This window comes from Burkholderia sp. Bp8994, from assembly GCF_003853805.1.
GTDB lineage: Bacteria > Pseudomonadota > Gammaproteobacteria > Burkholderiales > Burkholderiaceae > Burkholderia.
In genome coordinates, this window is record NZ_QTQH01000011.1 from 126,532 (window position 1) to 144,622 (window position 18,091).

General features: G+C 68.8%; 15 protein-coding genes, 1 tRNA gene and 1 pseudogene. 3 read left to right on the forward strand and 14 right to left on the reverse strand.

Features of this window, described 5'->3' with window-relative positions:
• Nucleotides 1–108 precede the first annotated feature (108 nt).
• Both mrdA and rodA read left to right on the forward strand, forming a co-directional pair.
• Complete coding sequence (gene mrdA, locus DIE04_RS14280) at nucleotides 109–2,394, forward strand: penicillin-binding protein 2 (protein WP_124486701.1); 2,286 nt, start codon at nucleotides 109–111, stop codon at nucleotides 2,392–2,394.
• Between the two features lie 11 nt (nucleotides 2,395–2,405).
• On the forward strand, nucleotides 2,406–3,554 hold the full coding sequence (gene rodA, locus DIE04_RS14285) for a rod shape-determining protein RodA (RefSeq protein WP_044847360.1): 1,149 nt from the start codon (nucleotides 2,406–2,408) through the stop codon (nucleotides 3,552–3,554).
• A 101-nt stretch (nucleotides 3,555–3,655) separates the two neighbouring features.
• Here rodA and DIE04_RS14290 read toward each other — a convergent pair whose 3' ends face one another.
• The 14 genes from DIE04_RS14290 to def all read right to left on the reverse strand — a co-directional run bounded on the left by DIE04_RS14290 (nucleotide 3,656) and on the right by def (nucleotide 16,420).
• Nucleotides 3,656–4,435 carry a tetratricopeptide repeat protein gene (locus DIE04_RS14290; RefSeq protein WP_124520557.1) on the reverse strand — a complete coding sequence of 260 codons (780 nt, stop codon included), beginning with the start codon at nucleotides 4,433–4,435 and terminating at the stop codon, nucleotides 3,656–3,658.
• Nucleotides 4,432–5,217 (reverse strand): HpcH/HpaI aldolase/citrate lyase family protein, encoded by a 786-nt coding sequence (locus DIE04_RS14295; RefSeq protein ID WP_044847358.1) that lies wholly within the window; start codon nucleotides 5,215–5,217, stop codon nucleotides 4,432–4,434. The genes DIE04_RS14290 and DIE04_RS14295 overlap by 4 nt, the downstream gene beginning before the upstream one ends.
• Before the next feature lie 306 nt (nucleotides 5,218–5,523).
• A complete protein-coding gene (gene queD / locus DIE04_RS14300) occupies nucleotides 5,524–5,976 on the reverse strand; it encodes a 6-carboxytetrahydropterin synthase QueD (protein WP_044847357.1) in 453 nt (150 codons plus the stop codon).
• Nucleotides 5,977–5,994: 18 nt separating this feature from the next.
• A complete protein-coding gene (gene queE, locus DIE04_RS14305) occupies nucleotides 5,995–6,627 on the reverse strand; it encodes a 7-carboxy-7-deazaguanine synthase (RefSeq protein WP_044847356.1) in 633 nt (210 codons plus the stop codon).
• Between the two features lie 75 nt (nucleotides 6,628–6,702).
• Nucleotides 6,703–7,437, reverse strand: coding sequence for a 7-cyano-7-deazaguanine synthase QueC (gene queC / locus DIE04_RS14310; protein WP_044847355.1), 735 nt, complete (start codon nucleotides 7,435–7,437; stop codon nucleotides 6,703–6,705).
• A 350-nt stretch (nucleotides 7,438–7,787) separates the two neighbouring features.
• Nucleotides 7,788–7,863 (reverse strand) — tRNA-Phe (locus DIE04_RS14315).
• 60 nt (nucleotides 7,864–7,923) lie between these two features.
• Nucleotides 7,924–8,625, reverse strand: coding sequence for a response regulator transcription factor EsaR (gene esaR / locus DIE04_RS14320; RefSeq protein WP_124520558.1), 702 nt, complete (start codon nucleotides 8,623–8,625; stop codon nucleotides 7,924–7,926).
• On the reverse strand, nucleotides 8,626–11,040 hold the full coding sequence (gene esaS, locus DIE04_RS14325) for a sensor histidine kinase EsaS (RefSeq protein WP_044847353.1): 2,415 nt from the start codon (nucleotides 11,038–11,040) through the stop codon (nucleotides 8,626–8,628).
• Nucleotides 11,030–11,620, reverse strand: coding sequence for a DUF4390 domain-containing protein (locus tag DIE04_RS14330; protein ID WP_044847362.1), 591 nt, complete (start codon nucleotides 11,618–11,620; stop codon nucleotides 11,030–11,032). Before DIE04_RS14330 ends, esaS begins: the two co-directional genes overlap by 11 nt.
• Nucleotides 11,617–13,005, reverse strand: coding sequence for a 16S rRNA (cytosine(967)-C(5))-methyltransferase RsmB (gene rsmB / locus DIE04_RS14335; protein WP_124486705.1), 1,389 nt, complete (start codon nucleotides 13,003–13,005; stop codon nucleotides 11,617–11,619). Before rsmB ends, DIE04_RS14330 begins: the two co-directional genes overlap by 4 nt.
• Before the next feature lie 175 nt (nucleotides 13,006–13,180).
• Entirely contained in the window at nucleotides 13,181–14,038 is an 858-nt protein-coding gene (htpX, locus tag DIE04_RS14340) for a zinc metalloprotease HtpX (RefSeq protein WP_006485774.1), read from the reverse strand.
• A gap of 99 nt (nucleotides 14,039–14,137) precedes the next feature.
• Nucleotides 14,138–14,779 carry a LysE family translocator gene (locus tag DIE04_RS14345; RefSeq protein ID WP_124520559.1) on the reverse strand — a complete coding sequence of 214 codons (642 nt, stop codon included), beginning with the start codon at nucleotides 14,777–14,779 and terminating at the stop codon, nucleotides 14,138–14,140.
• A 110-nt stretch (nucleotides 14,780–14,889) separates the two neighbouring features.
• Nucleotides 14,890–15,882, reverse strand: coding sequence for a methionyl-tRNA formyltransferase (gene fmt / locus DIE04_RS14350; protein ID WP_124486706.1), 993 nt, complete (start codon nucleotides 15,880–15,882; stop codon nucleotides 14,890–14,892).
• A 34-nt stretch (nucleotides 15,883–15,916) separates the two neighbouring features.
• The gene (gene def, locus DIE04_RS14355; protein ID WP_057924826.1) at nucleotides 15,917–16,420 is read right to left on the reverse strand and encodes a peptide deformylase; all 504 of its coding nucleotides are present in this window, start codon (nucleotides 16,418–16,420) and stop codon (nucleotides 15,917–15,919) included.
• Between the two features lie 185 nt (nucleotides 16,421–16,605).
• Between def and dprA the strand changes: the two are divergent.
• Nucleotides 16,606–18,062: pseudogene (gene dprA, locus DIE04_RS14365) on the forward strand (DNA-processing protein DprA).
• Nucleotides 18,063–18,091 lie beyond the last annotated feature (29 nt).

The window sequence follows — 18,091 nt, forward strand, 5'->3', positions numbered from 1 at the left end:
CCGGACCGACCTTGAATACCCGCCGCCCCCACGCCCGCGCGCCGCGCTCCGGGGCGGCTCCTCGCCCGCGCGCGCTCGCCGCGCACGGGCCAGATCGATCGTAACCGCATGACCGAATTCAACGACACCCAACAGCAGCTCTCGAAGTTCCGCCTGCGCGTCGCGGCGGCGGGCGTGTTCGTGTTCGTCTGCTTCGGGCTGCTCGCGAGCCGCTTCTTCTACCTGCAGCTGATGCAGCACGGCAAATACGCGCTGCAGGCCGAGGAAAACCGCATCTCGGTCGCGCCGATCGTGCCGAACCGCGGGATCATCACCGACCGCAACGGCGTGGTCCTCGCGAAGAACTATTCGGCCTACACGCTCGAGATCACGCCGTCGAAGCTCGACGACACGCTCGACAACACGATCGACAAGCTGTCCGAGATCATCCCGATCGACGCGCGCGACCGCCGCCGCTTCAAGAAGCTGCAGGAAGACTCGAAGAACTTCGAGAGCCTGCCGATCCGCACGCGCCTCACCGACGCGGAAGTCGCGCGCTTCACCGCGCAGCGCTTCCGCTTTCCCGGCGTCGACGTGCGCGCGCGGCTGTTCCGCCAGTACCCGCTCGGCATGACGGCCGCGCACGTGATCGGCTACATCGGCCGGATCTCGAAGCGCGACCAGGATCGCATCGACGCGATGAGCGACGACAACGACAGCGACCAGGAACACTACGATCCGCGCCGCGACGCGAACAACTACAAGGGCACCGACTACATCGGCAAGATCGGCGTCGAGCAGAGCTACGAAACCGAGCTGCACGGCCTCACGGGCTTCGAGGAAGTCGAGGTGACGGCCGGCGGCCGGCCCGTGCGCACGCTGTCGCGCACGCAGGCGACGCCCGGCAACAACCTCGTGCTGTCGCTCGACATCGCGCTGCAGCAGGTCGCCGAGCAGGCGTTCGCCGGCAAGCGCGGCGCGCTCGTCGCGATCGAGCCGAAGACGGGCGACGTGCTCGCGTTCGTGTCGTCGCCGAGCTTCGACCCGAACTCGTTCGTCGACGGCATCGACCAGCAGACCTGGGACGAACTGAACAACTCGCCCGACAAGCCGCTCCTGAACCGCCCGCTGCACGGCACCTACCCGCCCGGCTCGACGTACAAGCCGTTCATGGCGCTGGCCGGCCTGACGCTCGGTAAGCGCACGCCGGGCTGGGGCTTCCAGGATCCCGGCTACTTCACGTTCGGCGGGCACACGTTCCGCAACGACGTGCGCTCGGGCCAGGGCTGGGTCGACATGAACAAGGCGATCATGGTGTCGAACGACACCTACTTCTACATGCTCGCGCGCGATCTCGGCGTGAACGCGATCGCGAACTTCATGAAGCCGTTCGGCTTCGGCCAGATCACCGGCATCGACATCCAGGGCGAGGCGCGCGGGATCCTGCCGTCGACCGACTGGAAGAAGAAAGCGTTCAAGAAGGCCGCGCAGCAGAAGTGGTTCGACGGCGAGACGATCAGCCTCGGGATCGGCCAGGGCTACAACTCGTACACGATCCTGCAGCTCGCGCATGCCACCGCGACGCTCGCGAACAACGGCGTCGTGATGAAGCCCCACCTCGTGAAGGAAGTCGAGGATCCGATCACGCGCGGGCGCCACCTGACCGTGCCGAAGGAAAGTGAAACGATCCCGCTCAAGCAGGCCGACATCGATGTCGTGAAGCGCGGGATGGAGAACGTGATCGAGAATCCGTCCGGCACCGCGTACAAGGTGTTCCGCGGCGCGTCGTACCTCGCGGCCGGCAAGACCGGTACCGCGCAGGTGTTCTCGCTGCAGGGCTCGAACTACAAGGGCCACCTGCTCGCCGAGCACCTGCGCGACCACGCTCTGTTCATCGCGTACGCGCCGGTCGACCATCCGCAGATCGCGCTCGCGCTGGTCGTCGAGAACGGAGGCTGGGGCGCGCAGGCCGCGGGCCCGATCGCGCGCCGCGTGCTCGACTTCTATCTCGTCGAGCGCCAGAAACCGGAGAACGAGGCGGCCGCCGTCGCCGCCGCCGCGTCGGCGACCGAGCCGATCAGCGCACCGGTGATCGGCGATGCCTCGAAGGCCGTGTCCGTCGCGGCCGGCTTCAAGGCGCTGCCGCAGCCCGTCGTGCCGGCCGCGGCCAGCGCGGCGGATGCGGCATCGGCCGCGTCGGCGCCCGATGCGTCGGGTGCGGCCGCGGCAAGCGCGGCGCAGCCCGCCGACGCGAGCGCCGCGGCGCCGAGGGCCGCGAGCCTGCCGCCGATCCGGCGCCCGCACCGGCCGCGCCGGCCCGCCAGCGACGCGCAGCCGCTCGCCGCCGCGCCGCGCGACGACAACTTCCGTGTCACGGCCTCCGCGAAAGCGGTGAACGCCGGCACCGCTCATTAACGGAGAAAGGCATGCAATTCGACAAGCGCGCCTGGCTCGACAAGATCAAGCAGATGTTCGCGGGCTTCGACCGCCCGCTCGCCCTCATCGTGTTCCTGCTGCTGTGCGTCGGCATCGTCACGCTGTACAGCGCGTCGATCGACATGCCGGGCCGCGTCGAGGATCAGCTGCGCAACATCCTGCTGACGTTCGTGCTGATGTGGGTGATCGCCAACATCCCGCCGACGACACTGATGCGCTTCGCGGTCCCGCTCTATACGTTCGGGGTCACGCTGCTGGTCGCCGTCGCGCTGTTCGGGATGACCAAGAAGGGCGCGAAGCGCTGGCTGAACGTCGGCGTCGTGATCCAGCCGTCGGAAATCCTCAAGATCGCGACACCGCTGATGCTCGCGTGGTACTACCAGCGCCGCGAAGGCGGGCTGCGCTGGTACGACTTCATCGCCGCGTTCGCGATCCTGCTGGTGCCGGTCGGCCTGATCGCGAAGCAGCCCGACCTCGGCACGGGCCTGCTCGTGTTCGCGGCCGGCTTCTTCGTGATCTACCTCGCGGGCCTGTCGTTCAAGCTGATCGTGCCGGTGCTCGTCGCGGGCGTGATCGCGGTCGGCTCGATCGCCGTGTTCGAAGAGCGCATCTGCCAGCCCGAAGTGCAGTGGCCGCTGATGCACGACTACCAGAAGCACCGCGTGTGCACGCTGCTCGATCCGACCTCCGACCCGCTCGGCAAGGGCTTCCACACGATCCAGGCCGTGATCGCGATCGGCTCGGGCGGCGCGCTCGGCAAGGGCTACCTGAAGGGCACCCAGGCCCACCTCGAATTCATTCCGGAGAAGCACACCGACTTCATCTTCGCGGTGTTCTCGGAAGAATGGGGGCTCGCCGGCGGCCTCGTGCTGCTGACGCTGTACATGGCGCTGATCGCACGCGGACTCTATATCGCCGCGCAGGGCGCGACGCTGTTCGGCCGGCTGCTCGCGGGCTCGCTCACACTCGCGTTCTTCGTCTACGCATTCGTCAACATCGGGATGGTGAGCGGCGTGCTGCCCGTCGTCGGCGTGCCGTTGCCGTTCATGAGTTACGGCGGCACCGCACTCGCGACGCTCGGTGTCGCGATCGGCATGATCATGAGCGTCGGGCGACAGCGGCGGTTGATGAAGAGCTGACGGCGCGGCGCGACACGGCACGCAGTCGCAAGTAATGAAAAACGGCGCCTCGGCGCCGTTTTTTCGTTCTGCGCGTATCGCATGGCGCCGGCGCTGCCTACTCACTGCGGTGGCGTCGCGCGCGGGCTCCCATGATCCGCACCGGCGCCCGATGCAGGCTCCTGCGCCTTGAGCCGCGCGCTCAGTTCCTTGAATTTCAGCCCGGCCGTCTCGTCGCCCTGCGCGGCCGCGGCCGCGTAATACGCGCGCGCGATGTTCAGGTTCTGCGTGACGCCGTCGCCACCGCGCTCGTAGAACGACGCGGTCACGTACTGCGCGGTCGGCTCGCCCGCGTCGGCCGCCTGCTTGTACCACTCGAACGCCCGCCGGTTGTCGCGCGGCGTGCCGCGCCCGTCGAGGAACTGGTTCGCGAGCGACAGCTCGGCCTGCACGTGCCCCTGCTTCGCCGCGCGCAGGAACCAGCGGTGCGCTTCGGCCGGGTTGCGCGCAACGAACTCGCCGTCGTCGAACATGCGCCCGTACACGTACTGCGCATGCGACATGTTCGCGTCGGCCGCCCGCTTCAGCCAGCGCAGCCCTTCGTCGACGTTCGCGGTCACGCCGACACCCGTGAGCAGCATCATCGCGTAGTTGAACTGCGCGAGCCGGTCGCCGCGTTCGGCCGCGTCGTGGAACTGCACCAGCGCCGCGCGATAGTCGCCCGCGTTGTAGTCGGCCACTGCGGATTGCGTCTCGCGCGCCGGGTCCGGCTTCGCGTGCGGCGCATTCTGCGCAACCGCCGCGACGCATACGGCCCACAGCCCGAGCAGCGCGCCGATCCGCCCGCGTACACCGGCCGCAAGCCGCACACCATCGTGCCCCGCGCCGTCGCCATCGTTCATGACCGCACCTCCTGCAATGCCTGGCGCGTCGCACGCAGCAGCCAGCTCACGTCGGCCGACAGCGTGATCATCCGGAAGCCGGCCTCGCGATACTGGCGCGCGGTTGCGGTATCGCTCGCAAAGATGCCGACCGCGACGCCGGCCTGCTTGCCGGCCGCGAGCACGCGCGCGATCGCGGTTTCGACGTCCGGATGGCGGCTGTCGCCGAGGTGCCCGAGGCTTGCCGCCAGATCGGCCGGGCCGACGAACAGGCAGTCGACGCCCGGCGTCGCGGCGATCCGCTCGACTTCGTCGATACCGCGCGCCGATTCGATCTGCACGATCACCGCGACCTGCGCGTTCGCCGTCTGCAGGTAATCGCGGCGCATGCCGAACGCCGCCGCACGCACCATGCCGGCCACGCCGCGCAACCCGTCGGGGGAATCCGGCGACGGGAAGCGCGTGAGCCGCACCGCGTGCGCGGCCTCGTCGGGCGTCTCGATGCACGGGAACATCAGCGTGCGCGCGCCGGCGTCGAGCGCGCGCTTCACGAGCCACGGCTCGCGCCCCGGCACACGCACGACGGGCTCGCTCGGCAGGTGCGCGGCGGCCAGCGCGCGCAGTTGCGACGCGACGTCGCGGCTGTCGTTCGGCGCATGCTCCATGTCGATGCAGAGCCAGTCGTAGCCGGCGTGGGCGAGCGCTTCCGCGGCCGAATCGCAGCCGAGCGACAGCCACAGGCCGTACAGCGGCTCGTCGCCGTCGTGCAGGCGTTGTTTGAGGGAATTGGTGAGCGTGCTCATCGATACGGGCTCCTGGACGGAACGGCAATCGAACGGGACAAGCAACGGGCGAAGCGGGCGCAATGCGCCGGGCCGCGATGCCCGGCGGCGCCGGACCGGGCCCTGGAACGTCAGTCGGTCGTGAGCAGCGGATCTGACAGCGCGGGCCGCGCGATGTCGCACGGATGCGTTTTCCGGTGCCACGCAACGATCATAGCGCGGCGTCACGCGGAATGTGGGAACAGGCGGGGAACGGCGCCGGGCGAGGCCGCGCGGCGTGGCGGCAGGCAGCCCGCGCCGGCTGGCGGGGCTGCCGGGAAGGCAGGATCAGCGGCCGGGCTGGCGCTCGACGTCGGCCCAGCAGTTCGGCGTTTCGTACAGGCGCACGCGCTCCAGGCGCAGGTTCACGCCGTAGTGCGCGTCGTACACGTTCGCGAGGATGTCGAACGCGATCGCCGCGAGGTTCTCGACGGTCGGGATCCGGTCGAGCACGACGGTCTTGTGGTCGGCCATCTGCTCGAGGAACGAGCGCACGACTTCGTCGCGCGCGTAGACCAGGAACGCGTGATCCCACTTGTTCACGAGGTGCTCGACCGCGAGCGCCTTCACGTCGGCGAAGTCCATTACCATGCCGCGGTCGGGCGCCCCCTCGGTATCGACGAGATCGCCGCGCAGCGTGACTTCGAGCACGTAGCGATGGCCGTGCAGGTTGCGGCACTGGCTGCGGTGATCGGGAATGCGGTGGCCCGCGTCGAATTCGAGTTTTCGGGTAATCAGCACGATGTCAAAAGCCGTGGCTCAGGGAATGTTCAGATATTTGTGGGTCTGCATCGACAGCCGCCATTGCGGATGCCGCTTGCACCAGTCGATCGCGAGCTTCGTATTGAGATCGCGCGACGGGCCGTCCATCGGCTGCACGAGAAAATACTCGAAATCGAGCTTCGCGTAATCGGCCAGCCGCTGGTTGTCCTGCGGGATCACGACCTTCAGTTCGTTGCCCTTCGTGACGACGAGCGGCGCGTCGGCCTTCGGGCTCACGCAGATCCAGTCGATCGTCTCGAGCACCGGCAGCGAGCCGTTGGTCTCGATCGCGATCTCGAAGCCCGCCGCGTGCAGCGCGTCGACGAGCGGCTGGTCGAGCTGCAGCATCGGCTCGCCGCCCGTGCAGACGACGAAGCGGTGCGCCTCGCCGTCCGGCCACAGGCCGGCGATCGTCGCGACGAGCGCGTCGGCGTCCTTGAACTTGCCGCCGTTCTCGCCGTCGGTGCCGACGAAGTCGGTATCGCAGAAGCGGCACACGGCGTCCGCCCGATCCTCTTCGCGACCCGACCACAGATTGCAGCCGGCGAACCGGCAGAACACGGCCGGACGGCCCGCGTTCGCGCCCTCGCCCTGCAACGTGTAGAAAATTTCCTTGACCGCGTAAGTCATCGTGCTTCGTCCGGCTCGCGCCGCTCGTTGTCGATCAGAATCCGTTATCCATCCGGCACTGCCGGCGCACCCGCGTCACAGCGGTGCTTCGGTCACGCGCTCGCCCTTCAGGTAGGCCTCGTAGCCGCGCTTGCGCAGCTTGCAGGCCGGGCATTCGCCGCAGCCGAAGCCCCAGTCGTGCAGTTCCGCGCGCTCGCCCACGTAGCACGTGTGCGTCTCGACGCGGATCAGCTCGACGAGCGCCTCGCCGCCGAGCTGCTCGGCGAGTTGCCAGGTCTGCGCCTTGTCGAGCCACATCAGTGGCGTCTCGAGCACCATGCGCGTGTCCATGCCGAGGTTCAGCGCGACCTGCAGCGCCTTCATCGTATCGTCGCGGCAGTCCGGGTAGCCCGAGAAATCGGTCTCGCACATCCCGCCGACCAGCACGCGCAAGCCGCGGCGATAGGCGATCGCGGCCGCGATCGTCATGAACAGCAGGTTGCGGCCCGGCACGAACGTGTTCGGCAAGCCGTTCGCCGCGGTCTCGATCTCGATCGTGCGGGTCATCGCGGTATCGCTGATCGCGCCGAGCACCGACAGGTCGACCATGTGATCGTCGCCGAGGCGGTCGGCCCAGGCGGGAAACTGACGCTTCAGCGCGTCGCGCACGCCTTCGCGACATTCGAGTTCGACGCGGTGGCGCTGGCCGTAATCGAAGCCGAGCGTCTCGACCGTCTGGTAGCGTTCGAGGGCCCAGGCCACGCACGTGGCCGAGTCCTGCCCGCCGGAAAACAACACGAGCGCGCCGTCTTTAGCGTCTGTCCGAATCACCGTGATACTCCGTGAATGTGTAGGCTCGCGTCGCGCTGCGCCCCGGGGCCGGCTGCCGCCGGGCGGCCCGACGCGTGCCGGCCTGCGCCGGCTCGACCAGTATAGGCAGCGCGGTCGGCCGCGAACGCGGCGGAGCGCTTATACCGCCCATCGCGCGGCTTCGTTGCCGCACATCACGGCAGCGCCTGCGGGCAACCTTGCCGTGCGCATGAAGCGATGCGCTAAGTCATTGAGCGGGCACGGATTTTATCACGCCCCGGCGAATGCTGCCGGACGCACCGCCGACGCCGCGCGAACCCACCACAAACGAAAAACCCCAAGAACCTTCCGATTCTTGGGGTTGGAACTGCTGGTGGCCTGGGACGGAATCGAACCATCGACACGCGGATTTTCAATCCGCTGCTCTACCAACTGAGCTACCGGGCCAACGAAGAAACAAAGTATATCGAGCTTTATTGAGTCGCACAAGGGGTTTCGTGAAATTTCTTATACGGCCCCTTCCGACGGCTTCTTGCCGAGCTCGACGCCGAGCTGCTTGAGCTTGCGATACAGGTGCGTGCGCTCGAGGCCCGTCTTCTCCGCGACGCGCGTCATGCTGCCGTTCTCGCGCGCGAGGTGATATTCGAAGTACGCGCGTTCGAACGCGTCGCGCGCTTCGCGCAACGGGATGTCGAACGAAATCGCGGCCGTCTGGCCCGCGAGGCCGAGCGCCGCGGCCATGTCGTCGCCGAGCGTCGGCAGCGCGGCCGCGGACGCGACCGCCGCCTGGCCCGATGCCTGGCCGCCACCCGCCTTCGCCGCCGCATTGGCAGACACCGGTGCCGCGCCGCGCGCGAGACCGTGCTCGACGGACTTCAGCAGCTTCTGCAGTGCGATCGGCTTCTCGAGGAAATCGAGTGCGCCGATCTTCGTCGCCTCGACGGCGGTATCGATCGTCGCGTGCCCGGACATCATGATCACGGGCATCGTCAACAGGCCCTGCGCCGCCCATTCCTTGAGCAGCGTGACGCCGTCGGTATCGGGCATCCAGATATCGAGCAGCACGAGATCGGGCGCCTGATTCAGACGGTATTCCCGCGCGGCCTGCGCGTTTTCCGCCGCCTCGACGACATGTCCTTCATCGCTGAGGATCTCCGAGAGCAATTCCCGGATGCCCATTTCATCATCTACCACCAGGATGGTTGCCATTTACGCTGCCTTTGTCTGCACACTTGCTTTTGTCTTGGCGGGAGCCGCCCCGCCCTGCGCGCCGGATTCGACGCCTGGCGTATCGCTCGCCATCTGCAGGAACAGGATCGACACCTGCGCACCCTCGACGGTCTCGCCGTGCATGCGATTGCGCAGATCGATCCGCGCGCCGTGCTCATCGACGATTTTCTTGACCGTGGCCAATCCGAGCCCCGTGCCCTTCGCCTTCGTCGTCACGTAAGGCTCGAACGCACGGGTCAGGATGCGTGCCGGAAAACCGGGCCCGTTGTCGGACACGGTAAGACGTACCGCGACGCGCGTTTTGCCCTCGGCGTCGGGGTCGCCATATTCTACTGTCTTGGTTTCGATCAACACACGCGGATGCGCGACTTCCGCGACCGAATCCTGCGCGTTCTGCAGCAGGTTGTGAATCACCTGGCGCAGTTGCGTCGCGTCGCCGCGGATCACCGGCAGCGACGGCGCGAGTTCGGCGACGATCGCGCTCTTGCCTTCGCCGACACCATACAGCCCGAGCACCTCGCTCGCCAGTTCGTTCAGCTGCAGGTTGGCGAGCACCGCCGGCGGCGTGCGCGCATATTCGCGGAAGTCGTCCACCATCCGCTTCATCGCGGCCACCTGGTTGACGATCATCGTCGCGCCGCGCTTGAGCACGTCGGCATCGGGCGGCGCGAGCTTGTCGGACAGCTTCATCTGCAGCCGCTCGGCCGACAGCTGGATCGGCGTCAGCGGGTTCTTGATCTCGTGCGCGAGCCGCCGCGCGACCTCGCCCCATGCGACCGAACGCTGCGCGGAAATCACGTCGGAGATGTCGTCGAACACGACGACGTAGCCGGACGTCTGCGGATCGTCGGCCTCGCCCTCGACGGTCGATACGAGGCGCGTGCCGCGTACGAGCAAGGTCAGCGGATCGGCTTCGCCCGGCACTTCGATCGCGAACTGCTGCTGCCAGTGGCCGCGGTCGCCGCCGCCGTCGTCGGACGCCGCTTCGCGATCGGCGAACGCCTTGCGCACCATCGCGCCGAATTCCGCGACGACGCCGATCCGGTCGAGCGCCGTGCCGATCATCGCGCCGAACGGCTGGCGGAAAATTCGCTCGGCGCCGCGGTTGGCCGTCGTCAGCCGGAACTGGCGGTCGAGCACGAACACGCCGGCGGTCAGGTTCGCGAGGATGCTCTCGAGATAGGTCTTCGAATGCTCGAGCGCGACGCGGTTCTTCTCGACCGCGAGCCGCGCCTCGGACAGCTGGCGCGTCATCGCATTGAACGACTGCGTGAGGAAGCCGAGCTCGTCGCGCGACTTGATCTCGCGCTTCGGCGTGTAGTCGCCTTCCGTGATCTCCTTCGTGCCCTGCGCGAGCAGGAACAGCGGCCGCGCGAGCTGCTGGCCGAGCGCGAGCGCGAGCATCATCGCGATGAAGGTCGCGAGGAACAGCGCGAGCGTCAGCGTGCCGATGTACATCTTGCGCAAGCCCGTGCGGCCGAGCGATTTTTCCTGGTACTCGCGATACGCGCGCTGCACTGCGTCCGCATTGTGCGCGAGCGTGGGCGGCACCGGCTGCGTGAGCTGCAGGAACCGCTCCGCCGGCTGCAGCAGCGACGTCGTCGCATCGGGAATCGGCCGCACGACGCGCAGCCGCAGCGCGCCCTTCGCGCCATGCGCGCGCGGGTCGCCGTCGACCTCGCCCTCGATCGCCGCATACGCGCCGTGTTCGCGCGCCTGGCTCAGCATCAGCGGTGTCGGCAGGTCGTCCGGAATCAGCGCGGCGAAATTGCCCGATGCCTGCGCGACGATGTGCAGGTCGGGCGCCGCGCCGGAGCCGCCGCGGCTCGGCTCGACGATCGTCGCATCCTGCACGCCGAACTGGTCGCGCAGGCGCAAGAGCGTGAGCGTCGTGCCGTTCGTGTTCGCATCGACGCTCGCGAGCTGGTCGGACATCAGCCGCGCCTTCGTCTGCAGGTCGGACAGCGACGCGTCGAGCATCCCGCGGCCGAGGTTCAGGCCGGCCGTCAGCGCGGTCTCGACGTTCACGTCGAACCACGACTCGATACTGCGCGACACGAACTGGTACGACACGATGTAGATGATCCCGCCCGGCACCACGCCGACGAGCGCGAAGAACACCGCGAGCTTCGCGAGCAGCCGCGTGCCGAACTTGCCCTTCCTCAGGCGCACGACGATCATCCCGATCAGCCCGAGCACCACGAGCAGGAACACGAGCGCGACGACGATATTCGTCGCGTACAGCCACGAGTAGTAGCGGTCGAAGAATTCGGTGTTCGCGCTCGCGGCCGCGAGCAGCACGAGCAGCAGCAATGCGGTGATCGCGACGGTCGAGACGATCACGCGAACGAGGAGGCTCTTCCCGCTGGCCGCGCGGCGCACTTTATTTAGCACGTTCGGTCACCGTGAAGGTAAAGCGCTTCCAGTCCGACCCGAGCGTCCAGTCGCGGTTGTTCACCGCGTCGACCTGGAACGGCTTCGGCATCAGCGCCGTATCGAGCTGCATCCGCACCGAGGCCGTGTAGGTTTCGCCGGCACGCACCTGGTTGCGGTCGATCACGTGCCACGACGTGATGTGCCGGACGACCGCGAGTGCGTCCTTCAGCGACGGGAAGCCGAGTTGCAGGCCGCCCGTCGACACGCGGTACTCGCGCGTGAGCGGCTGGAACGACAGCCGGATCGTCTGCGACACCGACACCGGCTGCTCGTCGAACCAGTACCAGCGCGCGCGGCCCAGTTCGAAATCGGTCGTGAAGTACAGCGGAATGCCCTTGTTGACGGCATCCTCGAGGTTCGGATTCAGCTCGAAATCGAAGCGGGCATCGAGGCTCCAGCCGCTTCCGTCAGCCTGCAGCGATGCACGCTGCACGGCGATCGACTCGGCGCGCGCCGGCCGAACGACCGTCAGGCACAGCGTCAACGCGACCAGCAGGACGGCCGCAAGCCGAAGTGGAAAAAGGTGTTTGATCGTCACCGTTTCTGAAACCGCGCGTAGAAAAATCCGTCGTGATCGGTGTTCTGGTCGCGTGCGCCGGCCGCCCCGCCGTGCACGCCGCCCGGCAGCAGTTGGCCGGGCGCGTCCAATCGTACCGCATCTTCACAGGCCGCTTCAAACCAGCGCGCCTGCAATTCACCTTCCTCGGGGAAGATCGAACAGGTCACGTAGAGCAGTTCGCCGCCCGGTTTCACCAGCGGCCACAACGCGCTCAGGATGCGGCGCTGTTCCGCGACGAGCGCGGCGATGTCGGCTTCGCGGCGCAGCCAGCGGATGTCGGGATGACGGCGCACGATGCCGGACGCCGAGCACGGCACGTCGGCCAGGATGCGATCGAACGGACGGCCGTCGTACCACGCGTCCGGTGCGCCCGCGTCGCCGACGCGCACGTCCGCCGCGAGCGACAGGCGCGCGAGGTTCTCGCCGATGCGCGCCGCGCGGGTCGCGTCGCTTTCGAGCGCAACGACTTCCGCGTCGGCCAGTTCGAGGATATGCCCGGTCTTGCCGCCCGGTGCCGCGCACGCGTCGAGCACGCGCATGCCGTCGCGCGCACCGAGCCATTCGGCCGCGAGCTGCGCGCCTGCGTCCTGCACCGACACGACGCCATCGGCGAAGCCCGGAATGCGATCGACCGGCAGCGCCGACGCGAGCCGCACCGCGTGACGGCCGATCGCGGTCGCGTCGATCCCGCTCGCACGCAGCGTGTCGAGATACGCGTCGACGCTCGCGCGGCGCGCGTTCACACGCAGCGTCAGCGGCCCCTGGCGCTCGCCGGCCGCGAGGATCGCCTGCCATGCGTCGGGCCATGCGCGCTTCACCGCGTCGACCCACCAGGTGCGGTAATTCCAGCGCGCGACCGGATCGTCCTGCAGCGCCGCGACGAGCACGTCGCGCTCGCGCAGGAAACGCCGCAGCACCGCGTTGACCAGCCCCTTCGCGAACGCGTATTCGCGTCGCGCGCCGATTACAGTCACGGCCTGGTCGACGATCGTGAACGCCGGATATGCAGCCGTTTCCTCCGGATCGAGCAGCAGCGCGAATGCGCCGGCGAGCACCGCATGCACATGCGCGGGCGGCGCTTTGCTGACGAGCCGGCCGATCAGCCAATCGGCGCTCCCGAGACGACGCATCGTCCGGTATGCAACGTCCTGCGTCGCGCCACGCGCGAGCGCCTGCGTGCCGGCCGGCATCTGCGCGAACACCGCGGCCAGTGCCGCCGGCAGCGCGGTGCCGCGCCGCACCGCATCGACTGCCTGCGCGGCCGCGTCGAGCGCGAAGCCCAGCGAATCGGGCGCGAGATGCAGCGCGGACGGGCGCGCCGGGCGGCCGGAGGAAGACGGGGCGGAGGAACGGGTTCGTGTCATCGGAGCAAAATCGGCAAACGGGTGCCGCGAGCGGCGGGAACCCTGCGGCCGCATGGCCGCCGCGATTCCAAACCGCGCATTGTAGCGTGAGGTCATGCGGCCCCTTTACGGGGCGCACAAATGAAACACCCCGCAGCGCGGGGCATGCGGGGCGATGTGTCGAGCGCTGCGCGACTTAGTCGAAGCGGCCGGTACGGGCCATCTCCATCAGGCGCGCGATGCGTTCCTCGGTCGCCGGGTGCGTGGAGAACAGGTTCTGCAGGCCGCCGCCGTGCAGCGGGTTCATGATCATCATCTGCGCGGTGGCCGGATGCGCTTCGGCCGCTTGGAACGGGATGCCTGCCGCATAGCGATGGATCTTGTCGAGCGCGGTGGCGAGCGACTGCGGATCGCCGGAGATCTGCGCGCCGCCGCGGTCGGCCTCGAACTCGCGCGCCCGCGAGATCGCCATCTGGATCAGCGCACCGGCGATCGGCGCGAGCAGCGCGACCGCAATCCCCGCGATCGGGTTGGCCGGACGGCCGTTTTCGTCGCGGCCGCCGAAGAACATCGCGAAGTTGGCCAGCGCCGAAATCGCGCCCGCCATCGTCGCGGTGATCGTCGAGATCAGGATGTCGCGGTGCTTCACGTGCGCGAGCTCGTGCGCCATCACCCCGCGCATCTCGCGCTCGGACAGCACGCGCAGGATGCCCGTCGTCGCGGCGACTGCCGCGTGCTCGGGGTTGCGGCCCGTGGCGAACGCGTTCGGCGCGTCCTCGTTGATCAGATAGACGCGCGGCATCGGCAGGTTCGCGCGCGTGGCGAGCTCGCGCACCATCCGGTAGAACTGCGGCGCCGTGTTCTCGTCGACTTCCTGCGCGTTGTACATGCGCAGCACCATCTTGTCGGAGAACCAGTATGAGAAGAAATTCATGCCGAGCGCGAACAGCAGCGCGATCGTCATGCCGCGCGAGCCACCGATCATGCCGCCGATCACGATGAACAGGGCCGTGATCGCGGCCATCAGCATCGCCGTTTTGACCCAATTGAACATACCCACTCCTTATCCGTCAGGGGACCCGCCGACTTCACAATGCACGGCGGAAAATTGTAAGCGATTTGTTAGATAAGGTCTTGCCGGAAAAATTCAATTTCAGCGTTGCGTCGCCGCGAGCCGCAGCCCGAGGCCGACGAAGGCGCTGCCCACCGTGCGATCAAGCCATTTCCTGACGCCCGGCTTGCCGGAAAAGCGCTGCGTGACGCTACCCGCGACCCACGCGACGATGCAGCTCCAGACGGTACTCATCACGAGGAACACCGACCCGAGGGCCAGGAACGCCAGCGCCTTGTGCGGGCTGTCGGCCGACACGAACTGCGGGAAGAAGGACACGAAGAACAGCACGACCTTCGGATTCAGCACGTTGGTCCAGAAACCCTGCATGAACAACTGGCGCAGCGGCTTCGCGGCCGTGGCCTGCGCCGCCTCGGCGCCTGCCGGCGCGGCGGCCTGCTTCGTGATGATCATGCGCACGCCGAGGTAGATCAGGTAAGCGGCACCGACCAGCTTGATCGCCGTGAACGCGGCCGCCGACGCCGCGAGCAGCGCGGTCAGGCCGAATGCACACGCAAGCGTGTGCACGCAGCAGCCGGCCGAGATGCCGAGCGCCGACATCAGCCCCGCGCCACGGCCCTGCGCGACGCTGCGGCCGACGATGTACGCCGTATCGGGGCCGGGCGTGACGTTCAGCAGGAAGACCGCGAGCACGAAGAAGCCGAAATGGGTGATGCCAAGCATGAGAACCTCGAAACCGGAATGCGCAGGGAAATTCTACGCGCGCCCGCCGCGCTGCGCGACTCGGCCATCCGGCCGATTGCGCGCGGACGCGATGCCGTGTCGAATGACGCTCAGGCCGCGTCAGGCAACGCGAAGCGCTGGCCCACGGCGAGCGGCGAGCCGGCCAGGAATTCGCGCGCGGGCAGCCGCTTGCCGCCCGGTTTCTGCAGTTGCGTGACGCGCAGCGCGCCGCTGCCGCAGGCGACGACCACGCCCTCCGGCGCAGCCTCGACGATCGTGCCGGGCGCCATGTCGACAGTCGTGCCGCGCGCCGCCACCGGCTCGGCCGCCCACAGCTTGATTGCCGCGCCGTCGAGCGTGGCGACGCCGCCCGGGAACGGGTCGAACGCGCGCACCTGGCGCGCGAGCACGTCGGCCGGCTTGCGCCAGTCGAGCGCCGCTTCGTGCTTGCCGATCTTTTCCGCATAGGTCACGCCGTCGGCCGGCTGCGGCGTGGCGGGCAGCGTGCCGTCGCGCTCGAGCCGCACCAGCGCATCGACGATCAGCCGCGCGCCGTCGGCGGCGAGCCGGTCGTGCAGCGTGGCGGTCGTGTCGTCGGACGCGATCGCGACGCGCGCTTCCTCGATCATCGCGCCGGTGTCGAGGCCGACGTCCATCTGCATCAGCGTGACGCCCGTCTCGGCGTCACCGGCCTCGATCGCGCGGTGGATCGGCGCGGCGCCGCGCCAGCGCGGCAGCAGCGACGCGTGGATGTTGATGCAGCCGGCACGCGGAATGTCGAGCACTTCCTGCGGCAGCAGCAGGCCGTATGCGGCGACCACCATCACATCGTGCGGGGTCGCGCGCAGCAGCTCGATCGCGTCGGCCGCCTCCGCCGGGTACTTGCCCGCGCGGCGCAGCGACGGCGGCTGCGCGACGGGCATCCCGTGCTCGACGGCATAGCGCTTCACGGCGCTCGCCTGCAGTTTCATCCCGCGCCCGGCCGGGCGATCGGGCTGGGTGAGCACGAGCGGCACCGGAAAACCGGCCTCGTGGATCGCGGCGAGTGCGGCCGCGGCGAATTCCGGCGTGCCGGCAAAAATCACGCGCAACGTATGGGTCATGACAGCGTTCGGGATCGGGCTGGGCACACGCGCGTCACATCGCGCGTTCGAGTTTCTTCATCTTCGTCTTGATGCGGGTCTGCTTCAGCGGCGACAGATATTCGACGAACACGCGCCCCATCAGGTGATCCATCTCGTGCTGCACGCACACGGCCAGGAGGCCCTCGCAGTCGAGCTCGAAAGTCTCGCCGTGCTCGTTGAGCGCACGTACACGGACGTGGTCGGGACGCTCGACTTCGTCGTAGATCCCGGGCACCGACAGGCAGCCCTCCTCGTAGACCTGTTTCACGTCGCTCGACCAGATGATCTCGGGGTTGATGAACGCGCGCAGCTCGTTCTTCTCCTCGGAGACGTCGATCACGATCACGCGCTCGTGCACGTCGACCTGCGTCGCCGCGAGGCCGATGCCCGGCGCGGCGTACATGGTTTCGGCCATGTCGGCGACGAGCTTGCGGATCCGGTCGTCGACCTTGTCGACGGGCTTCGCGACCTTGTGCAGTCGCTTGTCGGGGTAATGAAGAATGTTCAGCAAAGCCATGGTGTTCGGTATTCGGTGGAGCGGCGTGCCGCATCGGCCATCCGGCCGGCTGGCGCCGCCGCCGGGATGCAATGAAGATGAGGCAGACGCGCGGCATATCAACGCCGCGGGTCATGCCTCCTGCAATTGGCCGGGCGCTCGTGCGCGCGGCCCTGTCGAGTATTTCGGATGATGAAAATTTTATCATGGCGCCACGCGCTCCGCTGGCCGCCGCGTTCGAGGGGAACCTCATGTCGCCGCAAGCGCTGACGACTTCCGCATTGCGCGCGTGGCTGCAGCTCGCGCATGCGCCGGGCATCTCACCCGCCGTGCTGCATGCGTTGCTCGACGCATTCGGCTCGCCGGCGGGGGGGGGGGGCGGGGGGGGCCCGGGGGGGGGGGGGGGGGCGGGCGGGGCCCCCCCCCGGGGGGGGGGGGGGGGCCGCGGCGGCGGCGGGCGCCCCGCGCCCCCGGCGCGGCGCGCGGCGCCCGCGCGGGCCCGCCCCCCCCCCCCCCCCCCCCCCCCCCCCCCCCCCCCCCCCCCCCCCCCGCCGCCGCGCGGGCGGTGCGCGCCAGCGAGCGGGACGACCTCGACGCCTGCACCGACGCCGCACTGGCATGGCTCGATACACCGGGCAACGCGATCGTCACGCTCAACGATCCCGTCTATCCGCCACGGCTGCGCGACCTGCACGACCCGCCGCCGCTGCTATATGTAAAGGGCAGGCTCGACCTGCTGCACGCACGCGGGCTCGCCGTGGTCGGCAGCCGCCATGCGACGCCGCAAGGGCTCGCCGACGCCACGCGCTTCGCCCATGCGCTGTCCGACGCGGGGCTCGCGATCGTCTCCGGCCTCGCGCTCGGCATCGACGGCGCCGCGCATCGCGGCGGGCTCGACGGCCGCGCCGGCACGGTCGCGGTGATCGCGACGGGCACCGATCTCGTCTATCCGGCGCGGCACCGCACGCTCGCGCACGACATTGCCGCGCGCGGCGTGATCCTGTCCGAATGGCCGCTCGGCACGCCCGCGCGGGCGTCGCATTTCCCTCAGCGCAACCGGCTGATCGCCGCGCTCGCGCTCGGCGTGCTCGTCGTCGAAGCCGCGCCGCGCTCCGGCTCGCTGATCACCGCACGCCTCGCGAATGAGTTGGGCCGCGACGTGTTCGCGATGCCGGGCTCGATCCACGCGCCGCTCGCGCAGGGCTGCCACGCGCTGATCCGCGACGGCGCGAAGCTCACCGCGACACCGCTCGACGTGCTCGAGGAGTACGGGCTGGACAAACCGGCAGCGCACACCGCCCACGCCGCGGCGAATTCGGGTACGCGCCCCGATAACGGCGAAACATCCGGCACGCTGGGGCGACGCGCGGGTGAGCATGTCGGGAAACCGGATTGCGCCGTTCCATCCATCGCATCGGCCGCAAACGAAGGCGTGCCGCCCGACAACCCGACCGAGCGATCCGTGCTCGCCGCACTGGGATACGGCCCCGTTACTTACGAGTGGCTCGCCGAGCACAGCGGCCTGTCGGATGACGCGCTGCACCGCGCGCTGCTCGCGCTCGAACTGGCCGGCCGCGTCGCGAGCGTGCCCGGCGGACGCTTCGCGCGGCTTGACGTGGCGCCCACTCCGCCCGCGTCCGGCGTGCTACAGTCCCCCGCATAGGGCGGCCCGTGCCGCCGACGCTACCCAAG

Coding starts and splice junctions, on each gene's coding strand:
- DIE04_RS14295 (WP_044847358.1), bottom strand. CDS start 5,217: ATGAGCACGCTCACCAATTCCCTCAAACAACGCCTGCACGACGGCGAC.
- esaR (WP_124520558.1), bottom strand. CDS start 8,625: ATGGCAACCATCCTGGTGGTAGATGATGAAATGGGCATCCGGGAATTG.
- rsmB (WP_124486705.1), bottom strand. CDS start 13,005: ATGACACGAACCCGTTCCTCCGCCCCGTCTTCCTCCGGCCGCCCGGCG.
- fmt (WP_124486706.1), bottom strand. CDS start 15,882: ATGACCCATACGTTGCGCGTGATTTTTGCCGGCACGCCGGAATTCGCC.
- queE (WP_044847356.1), bottom strand. CDS start 6,627: ATGACTTACGCGGTCAAGGAAATTTTCTACACGTTGCAGGGCGAGGGC.
- def (WP_057924826.1), bottom strand. CDS start 16,420: ATGGCTTTGCTGAACATTCTTCATTACCCCGACAAGCGACTGCACAAG.
- mrdA (WP_124486701.1), top strand. CDS start 109: ATGACCGAATTCAACGACACCCAACAGCAGCTCTCGAAGTTCCGCCTG.
- DIE04_RS14345 (WP_124520559.1), bottom strand. CDS start 14,779: ATGCTTGGCATCACCCATTTCGGCTTCTTCGTGCTCGCGGTCTTCCTG.
- rodA (WP_044847360.1), top strand. CDS start 2,406: ATGCAATTCGACAAGCGCGCCTGGCTCGACAAGATCAAGCAGATGTTC.
- DIE04_RS14290 (WP_124520557.1), bottom strand. CDS start 4,435: ATGAACGATGGCGACGGCGCGGGGCACGATGGTGTGCGGCTTGCGGCC.
- htpX (WP_006485774.1), bottom strand. CDS start 14,038: ATGTTCAATTGGGTCAAAACGGCGATGCTGATGGCCGCGATCACGGCC.